The 7,863-nt window shown below is 68.0% G+C and carries 6 protein-coding genes; 1 reads left to right on the forward strand and 5 read right to left on the reverse strand.

What is annotated here, in order from left to right; genetic code table 11:
* Positions 1-81: 81 nt before the first annotated feature.
* On the reverse strand, positions 82-933 hold the full coding sequence (purU, locus tag ACE026_RS08800; protein ID WP_121044317.1) for a formyltetrahydrofolate deformylase: 852 nt from the start codon (positions 931-933) through the stop codon (positions 82-84).
* 75 nt (positions 934-1,008) lie between these two features.
* A complete protein-coding gene (gene aceE, locus ACE026_RS08805) occupies positions 1,009-3,681 on the reverse strand; it encodes a pyruvate dehydrogenase (acetyl-transferring), homodimeric type (protein ID WP_486038711.1) in 2,673 nt (890 codons plus the stop codon).
* A 224-nt stretch (positions 3,682-3,905) separates the two neighbouring features.
* Here aceE and ACE026_RS08810 point away from each other — a divergent pair, with 224 nt between their 5' ends.
* A complete protein-coding gene (locus tag ACE026_RS08810) occupies positions 3,906-4,838 on the forward strand; it encodes a LysR family transcriptional regulator (protein WP_486038712.1) in 933 nt (310 codons plus the stop codon).
* A 51-nt stretch (positions 4,839-4,889) separates the two neighbouring features.
* Here ACE026_RS08810 and ACE026_RS08815 read toward each other — a convergent pair whose 3' ends face one another.
* Genes ACE026_RS08815 through ACE026_RS08825 form a run of 3 tightly spaced genes read right to left on the reverse strand, consistent with a single transcriptional unit; the run spans position 4,890 to position 7,372 of the window.
* Positions 4,890-6,038, reverse strand: a complete 1,149-nt coding sequence (locus tag ACE026_RS08815) for an NADH:flavin oxidoreductase/NADH oxidase (RefSeq protein WP_486038713.1) — start codon at positions 6,036-6,038, stop codon at positions 4,890-4,892.
* A 58-nt stretch (positions 6,039-6,096) separates the two neighbouring features.
* The gene (locus ACE026_RS08820) at positions 6,097-6,915 is read right to left on the reverse strand and encodes an NAD-dependent protein deacetylase (RefSeq protein WP_486038714.1); all 819 of its coding nucleotides are present in this window, start codon (positions 6,913-6,915) and stop codon (positions 6,097-6,099) included.
* Between the two features lie 43 nt (positions 6,916-6,958).
* Positions 6,959-7,372 carry an acyl-CoA thioesterase gene (locus ACE026_RS08825; protein WP_019184839.1) on the reverse strand — a complete coding sequence of 138 codons (414 nt, stop codon included), beginning with the start codon at positions 7,370-7,372 and terminating at the stop codon, positions 6,959-6,961.
* Positions 7,373-7,863: the final 491 nt, after the last annotated feature.

Raw genomic sequence — 7,863 nt, forward strand, 5'->3', positions numbered from 1 at the left:
CCCCCCCCCCCCCCCCCCCCCCCCCCCCCCCCCCCCCCCACTACCGGAGCGTCGTACCCACCAACGGTGGGTACCTACCGGTCAGCGGAACACGACGGTGCGATGCCCGTTGCGCAGGATCCGGTGCTCCACATGCCGGCGTACCGCGCGTGCCAGCACCTGCGATTCGGTATCGCTGCCCAGCCGCACCAGGTCGCGCGGCGTCATCGCGTGATCCACGCGCGCCACGTCCTGTTCGATGATCGGGCCTTCGTCCAGATCCGGGGTCACGTAGTGCGCGGTGGCGCCGATGATCTTGACCCCGCGCGCGTGCGCCTGGTGATACGGCTGCGCGCCTTTGAAGCTGGGCAGGAAGCTGTGGTGGATGTTGATCGCACGCCCGGCCAGCGCTTCGCACAGGCGCGGCGACAGAATCTGCATGTAGCGCGCCAGCACCACCAGGTCGATCTGCTCGCGTTCGACCAGGTCGATGATCTGCTGCTCCTGCACGGCGCGGTTGTCGGCGTTGACCGGCAGGTGATGGAACGGCACGCCGTAGGAGCCGGCCAGGGCGGCAAAGTCCTCGTGATTGGAGGCCACCGCCGCGATGTCCACCTGCAGCTGCCGGCTGTGCGCGCGGAACAGCAGGTCGTTGAGGCAATGCCCCTGCTTGCTCACCAGCACCAGCAGGCGCGCACGACGGCGGGCGTCATGCAGCTGCCAGTCCATGCCGAACTCGGCGGCCAGCGTGGCCATGCGGGCTTCCACGTCGCCCAGCGACTGCTCGGCGGCACGGTCGAAATGCACGCGCAGGAAGAACCGGCCGCTCTCATCGTCGCCGAACTGCTGGGCATCGAGGATGTTGCAGCCCAGCTCGAACAGCAGGCCGGACACACGGTAGACGATCCCGGTACGGTCCGGGCATGACAGGGTGAGGATGGAATCGGGGCGCATCCGGCCAGTGTAAGCGAGCATCGCCGGGCTGCGGTCGATGCTCTCAGATGCAACCAAGGGCAGCGGGGCCAGCAATTACACCGCCGTCGGATCCACCTTCTCCACATCGATCCCGTACCGGTCGATCGCCACCTGCAGCTGGCCGCGTTCGATCCGGCCCTCATCGGCCAGCGACTTGAGCGCGGCGAGCACGATGAAGTGGCGGTCCACTTCAAAGAAGGTACGCAGTGACTCGCGCGTATCCGAGCGGCCGAAGCCATCGGTGCCCAGGGCGGTGAAGCGGCGGTCATCGATGAAGGGGCGAATCTGGTCGCCGACGATCTTCATGTAGTCGGTGGCCACGATCACCGGGCCCGGGTGCGCGGCCAGGCACTGCTGCACATACGGCACCCGCGGCTCCTGCATCGGATGCAGCAGGTTCCAACGCTCGGCCGCCAGGCCATCACGGCGCAGTTCGGTGAGGCTGGTGGCGCTCCACACGTCGCTGCCGATGCCGAAGTCCTGCTGCAGCAGCGTCGCGGCTGCTTCCACTTCGCGCAGGATCGCGCCACTGCCCATCAGCTGCACGCGCAGCGCCGGGTCGCTGTCGGCGGCGGCGGGGTGCAGCAGGTACAGGCCCTTGAGGATGCCGGCTTCGCTGCCTTCCGGCAGTGCCGGGTGCGGATAGGCCTCGTTGAGCACGGTGATGTAGTAGTAGATGTCTTCCTGGTCCACGTACATCCGGCGCAGGCCGTCCTGGATGATCACCGCCAGTTCGAAGTTGTAGGTGGGATCGAAGGACACGCAGCTGGGGATCACCGAGGACAGCACGTGGCTGTGGCCGTCGTCGTGCTGCAGGCCCTCGCCCATCAGCGTGGTGCGGCCGGACGTGGCGCCGAGCAGGAAGCCGCGGGTGCGTGCATCGGCAGCGGCCCAGGCCAGGTCGCCGACGCGCTGCAGGCCGAACATCGAATAGAAGATGTAGAACGGAATCGTGGCCAGGCCGTGGTTGCTGTAGGCGGTACCGGCGGCGATCCACGAGCAGATCGCGCCGGACTCGTTGATGCCTTCCTGCAGGATCTGGCCGTCCTTGGCTTCCTTGTAATAGCTCAGCTGGCCGGCGTCCTGCGGGGTGTACAACTGGCCGAGGTAGGAGTGGATGCCGATCTGGCGGAACAGGCCTTCCATGCCGAACGTGCGTGACTCATCGGGCACGATGGGAATGATCAGCTTGCCAAGTTCGGGGTCCTTGAGCAGCGTGGTGAGGATGCGCACGAAGCCCATGGTGGTGGACTGGCCGCGGTCGCCACTGCCCTGCAGCTGGGTGGCCCCCCCCGACAACGCCGGCACCGGCAACGGATCGACGTGGGTCACCCGCGCCGGCAGCTGGCCGCCCTGGGCTTGCCGGCGCTGCGCGAAATAGCGCGCTTCGGCACTGCCCGGCGCGGGGCGCAGGTACGGCATGTCCTCCAGCTGGTCGTCGCTGACCGGCAGATCAAACCGATCACGGAACGCGCGCACGGCATCGGCGCTCATTTTCTTGAGCTGGTGGTTGATGTTCTGGCCTTCACCGGCCTCGCCCATGCCGAAGCCTTTCACCGTCTTGGCCAGGATCACGCTCGGCCGGCCGTTGCCGGCGACGGCCTGCGCGTAGGCGGCGTAAACCTTCTGCGGATCGTGACCGCCGCGGGCAAGCGCCCAGATCTCGTCATCGCTCAGGTCTGCGACCAGCACCAGCAGCTCGGGATACTTGCCGAAGAAATGCTCGCGCACATAGGCACCGTTCTGCGACTTGAAGGTCTGATAGTCGCCATCCACGCATTCCATCATGCGTTGGCGCAGCAGGCCGGTGCTGTCCTTGGCCAGCAGCGCGTCCCAGCCGCCGCCCCAGATCACCTTGATGACGTTCCAGCCGGCGGCGCGGAAGGTGCCTTCCAGTTCCTGGATCACCTTGGCGTTGCCGCGCACCGGGCCGTCGAGCCGTTGCAGATTGCAGTTCACCACGAACACCAGGTTGTCCAGGCGCTCGCGACCGGCCACGGAAATGGCGGCCAGCGATTCGGGCTGGTCCATTTCGCCATCGCCAAGGAACGCCCAGACCTTGCGGCCCTGGTGCTCCTTCAACCCGCGGTACTCCAGGTAGCGCATGTAGCGCGCCTGATAGGCGGCCGTTAGCGGCCCCAGCCCCATCGAGACGGTGGGGAACTGCCAGAAGTCCGGCATCAGGCGCGGGTGCGGATAGGAGGACAGGCCATCGCGATCGGATTCGCGGCGGAAGTTGTCCATGCGCTCCGGCGCGATGCGGCCTTCGACGAAGGCGCGGCCGTAGATGCCGGGCGCCGAGTGGCCCTGGATGTAGATCATGTCGCCATCGAAGGTATCGGTACGGCCACGGAAGAAGTGATCGAAGCCGACGTCGTACAGCACCGCCGCGGACTGGTAGGTGGCGATGTGGCCGCCCACGTTGGAGTGTTTGCCGGCGCGCAGCACCATGACCATCGCGTTCCAGCGGATCATCGCGTTGAGGCGGCGCTCGATGCCGAGGTCACCCGGATAGGCCGGCTGGCGCTCGACGGGAATGGTGTTGGTGTACGCCGTCCAGACGCGGCCATGCAGGTCGCCGTGGCGGGCCGTGTCCAGCTCGGTCAGCTGGTCCATCAGGTAGTGCGCGCGCGGGCGGCCGGCGGCGTGGATGACCGCCTCCAGCGACTCACGCCATTCCTGGGTTTCCTGCGGGTCGGTATCGAGGGGGGCGAGCGCTGGGTTCATGTCCATCTCCGGGGAAGGCTGCCAGGCCGTGCGCAGGACGCGACGGCAGCGGGGGCGGCACAACGCGGAAGCGGCGTCGCCCGGGCAGCAGACCCGGGTGAGCAGGCAACCTGGCGGTTGCGGGACAGGCACGATAAGCGGCCGCCGCCGGGGCGGGTAGACCGGATGGGCTTGGCGCTTTATAAAGAAATTCTTTCCAATGGAGCGCGAGAATGGCGGCCAGCATGAACATTCTCCAGTCAATCCGCAGCTTCATCCGGACCGCCGACGCCGGCAGCCTGGCCGCGGCCGCGCGCACGCTGGGGGTGAGCCCGGCGGCGGTTGGGCAGAACATCGCCCGGCTGGAGGCCCATCTTGGGGTGCGCCTGCTCAACCGCACCACGCGCACGCTGGCCCTGACCGAACGCGGCGCGCTGTACCTGGCCCAGGTGCGCCACATCGAGCGCGACCTGCAGCGCGCCCAGGCCGCAGTAACCGACCTCGATGCCACCCCTGAAGGACGGCTGCGGATCGCCAGCAGCACCGCGTTCGGCCGGCACGCGCTGGCCCCGTTGCTGCCCGCGCTGCAGGCCCGCTTCCGCCGCCTGGCGATCGAGCTGCTGCTCACCGACCGCAGCGTCGACCACGCGCACGAAGACGTGGACGTGAGCATCCGGATCGAACCGCAGCTGGAGGAAGGCCTGGTGGCGCGGCCGATCGCGCAGGTGCCGTTCGTGTTCTGCGCAGCACCCTCGTACCTCGCGCGGGCCGGCATCCCGCTCACACCGGAGGCGCTGCGCGAGCATCGCTGCCTGCTGCTGCGCTACCCGCTGGATGGGCGCTACCTGCCGTGGGGCTTCGTGCGCGACGGCATGCGATTCGATGCCGAGGTGACCCCGGCGCTGGTCAGCGACGACATCGATGCGCTGGCCGCGATGGCGGCGGCCGGCGGCGGCATCACCCGGCTGGCGGCGTTCGTGGCTGCGCCTTATCTCGCGCGCGGCGAGCTGCAGGCGCTGTTCGAACCCGGCGATGCGCAGAGCACGCAGGCCTCACCGGAACCGATGCGGCTGTTCCTGTGTGTCAGCGATCGCCGCGATCTGACGCCCAAGGTAAGGGCGCTGATGCAACACATCATCGAGGGGCTGCCGCCGGCGTGGCGGGTGGACGTCGGCTGAGCGCAGGGTCACCCGGGATGCCGGCCAGCGGCCGGCACCCCCTTCAGCGTGTCAGCGTTCCGGCGCGATGAACACACCGCGGGCCTCACGCGGTTCGCAGCGCAGGTACTGCGGTGCCGGGGCGACCGAATCGCCCAGTGCCGCGGCGGCATGCCACGGCCAGCGCGGGTCGTAGAGGATGCCGCGGGCCAGCGCGATCGCATCGGCATGGCCATGGCGCAGGATCGATTCTGCCTGCGAGGGCTCGGTGATCAGGCCCACGGCGATGACCGGCATGCGCAGCTTGTGCGCCTTGATCGCCTGCGCGAACGGCACCTGGTAGCCCGGCGACAGCGGAATCTGCTGGCGCGGATCATTGCCACCGCTGGATACGTGCAGGAACTGGCACCCGCGCGCGTCCAGCACGTGCGCCAGGGTCGTGGTCTGCTCGATATCCCAGCCGCCGGCCACCCAGTCGCTGGCGGAGATGCGCACACCCACCGCGATGCGATCGGAAACGGCCTCGCGCACGGCGTCGAACACGCGCACCAGCAGGCGCATGCGGTTTTCAAGCGAGCCACCGTACTCATCCTCGCGGCGGTTGCTCAGCGGCGACAGGAACTGGTGCAGCAGATAGCCGTGCGCGGCGTGCAGTTCGATCAGATCCATGCCGACGCGTTCGGCGCGACGGGCCGCAGCCGCGAAGGCTTCAACCACGGCATCGATACCGGCCAGGTCCAGTTCGGTCGGCGTCGGATCGGTCTTGGCGAACGGCAGCGCGGACGGCGCGACCGTGGGCCACGCACGCGGATCGGACGGGTCCATCGCACCACCGCCTTCCCACGGCTTGTTGACCGAAGCCTTGCGCCCGGCATGGCCCAACTGCACGCCCAGCGGCATCGGCGACCACTGCTTGACCGAGGCCACGACCGAGGCCAGCGCGGCTTCGGTGGCGTCATCCCACAGGCCCAGATCGGCCCAGCTGATGCGGCCTTCCGGCAGCACGGCGGTGGCTTCCAGGATCAGCAGGCCGGCACCGGACTGCGAGAGCTGCCCGAGATGGATGCGGTGCCAGTCGTTGGCAAGGCCGTCGACGCACGAGTACTGGCACATCGGCGCGATCACGATGCGGTTGGGCAGGGTCAGCGGACCGAAGGGGATGGAGGAGAAGAGCTGGCTCAAGGCGGGAACTCGGGAAGAGGAAATGGAACCGGGCGCCATTGCACTCCTGTGCGGCGGCGGAGGCAACCGTGCCAATGGATCAGTGTTTCGTAGCGGCTCAGGCGGCGGCGGTTCCTGGCAGCAGGAAGGCCAACGCGTCGGCGCAGGATTGGTCGACTTTCAGGCTCAGCAGCGCGTCGGCGCGGGTAAGGCCACGGTTGAGCGCAGCGATCGGCACCCCGGCCTGTGCAGCGGCCTGCACGAAGCGGAAACCGGAATAGACCATCAGCGAGGAGCCGACCACCAGCACCGCATCGGCCCGCTGCAGGTGGTCGTGAACGGTGGCGACCCGCTCGCGCGGCACGCTTTCACCGAAGAACACCACGTCCGGCTTGAGCACCCCGCCGCATACCGGGCAGGCCGGCACCTGGAAGGCGGAGAAATCCATCTCCAGATCGGCATCGCCGTCAGGCGCCTGACCAGCTTCCAGATGCTCCCAGCCGGGGTTGAGCGCCAGCAGCCGGTGCTGGAACGCCTCGCGCGAGGTGCGTGCTTCGCAGCCCATGCAGCGCACCTGGTCCAGGCGCCCATGCAGATCGATCACCGCCTCGCTCCCCGCCCGCTGATGCAGGCGGTCGACATTCTGGGTAAGCAGCAGCTCGACCTGGCCACGCGCTTCCAGCGCGGCGAGCGCGACATGCGTGCCATTCGGCTGGGCCCAACCGAACCGGGGCCAGCCCAGCAGGCTGCGCGCCCAGTAACGCTGGCGGGTGGCCAGCTCGCCCATGAAGGCCTGGTAGGTGACCGGCGGTGTCCGTTTCCACTGGCCATCGGCATCGCGGTAATCCGGGATGCCCGAATCGGTGCTGCAGCCCGCGCCAGTCAGCACGAACAGGCGCTGGGCGCGGTCGATGAACTCGGCGAGGGGTGTGCTCATGGACAGCAGATGGGGGCGCAGGGACAGAGAGGCAATCGGTGGCTTACGGGCCCGGGATGTCACCCGGCAGCGACGGGACGCTGGTCGGATGGCCGTCGGCATCCAGCGCGATCATCACGAAGTGCCCGCGCGTGCACAGCTTGCGCTCACCGGTGTGGAGGTCTTCGGCGATCAGTTCGACCTCCACCTTCATCGAGCTGCGGCCCACTTCAACGATGCGGCCGACGGTCTCCACCATCTGGCCGATGCGGATCGGCAGCTTGAAATCGACCTGATCCGAGCGCGCGGTGACCACGGTGCGGCGGGAGTAGCGGGCGGCGGCCAGGAACGCCGCCTTGTCCATCCAGGCCAGTGCCTGGCCACCGAACAGGGTGCCCAGGTGATTGGTGTGGTTGGGGAACACGATCTCGGCCATGCGGACTTCGATGGGCGGGATGGTTTCAGGGATGGGGGTCATGGCGGGGGCCGGGAATGCTGTGGGATGGCGCGGATGATACGACAGGGGGTGGTTGGACGCGTAGAGCTTGGGGCGCTTCCTTTTCTATCGGCTTGAGGAGGTCGGAGGCCCCTTTGCTGGACGCGCCGTAAATCCCGCTCCGCGGCCCGGCCCAGCCGCCGGCGGCTGTGCGTTCGAACGCATGCGAGGCAATGCCTCGCAAGCAATGCGTTCTCACCCATGTAGGCTCGTAAGCGGCATCCATGCCGCTTAACGGTCCTGCAAAGGGGCCTCCGACCTCCTCTAGATAATCTGTCGTTGCGCGGTGGGGAGAGCGGCTTTGGCGAGTGCTTACGCGACCTGGTGTGGGAGAGGAAGAGCAGCCGAGCATGGCTCGGCTCTACCCAATGAGTGGATATCAAACGCTGCATTGATGGTCAGCGCACGTTGGTAGCAGCCGCCTTTTCCAACCGCAATGGGAGATCCGTGAGAAGTGGGGGGGGGGGGGGGGG

It is taken from the genome of Stenotrophomonas sp. AGC87 (genome assembly GCF_057333975.1).

Bases quoted from the DNA above. Each gene is read 5' to 3' on its own strand.
- ACE026_RS08815 (WP_486038713.1), bottom strand. From the start codon at position 6,038: ATGGCGCCCGGTTCCATTTCCTCTTCCCGAGTTCCCGCCTTGAGCCAG.
- ACE026_RS08820 (WP_486038714.1), bottom strand. From the start codon at position 6,915: ATGAGCACACCCCTCGCCGAGTTCATCGACCGCGCCCAGCGCCTGTTC.
- ACE026_RS08825 (WP_019184839.1), bottom strand. From the start codon at position 7,372: ATGACCCCCATCCCTGAAACCATCCCGCCCATCGAAGTCCGCATGGCC.
- ACE026_RS08810 (WP_486038712.1), top strand. From the start codon at position 3,906: ATGAACATTCTCCAGTCAATCCGCAGCTTCATCCGGACCGCCGACGCC.
- aceE (WP_486038711.1), bottom strand. From the start codon at position 3,681: ATGAACCCAGCGCTCGCCCCCCTCGATACCGACCCGCAGGAAACCCAG.
- purU (WP_121044317.1), bottom strand. From the start codon at position 933: ATGCGCCCCGATTCCATCCTCACCCTGTCATGCCCGGACCGTACCGGG.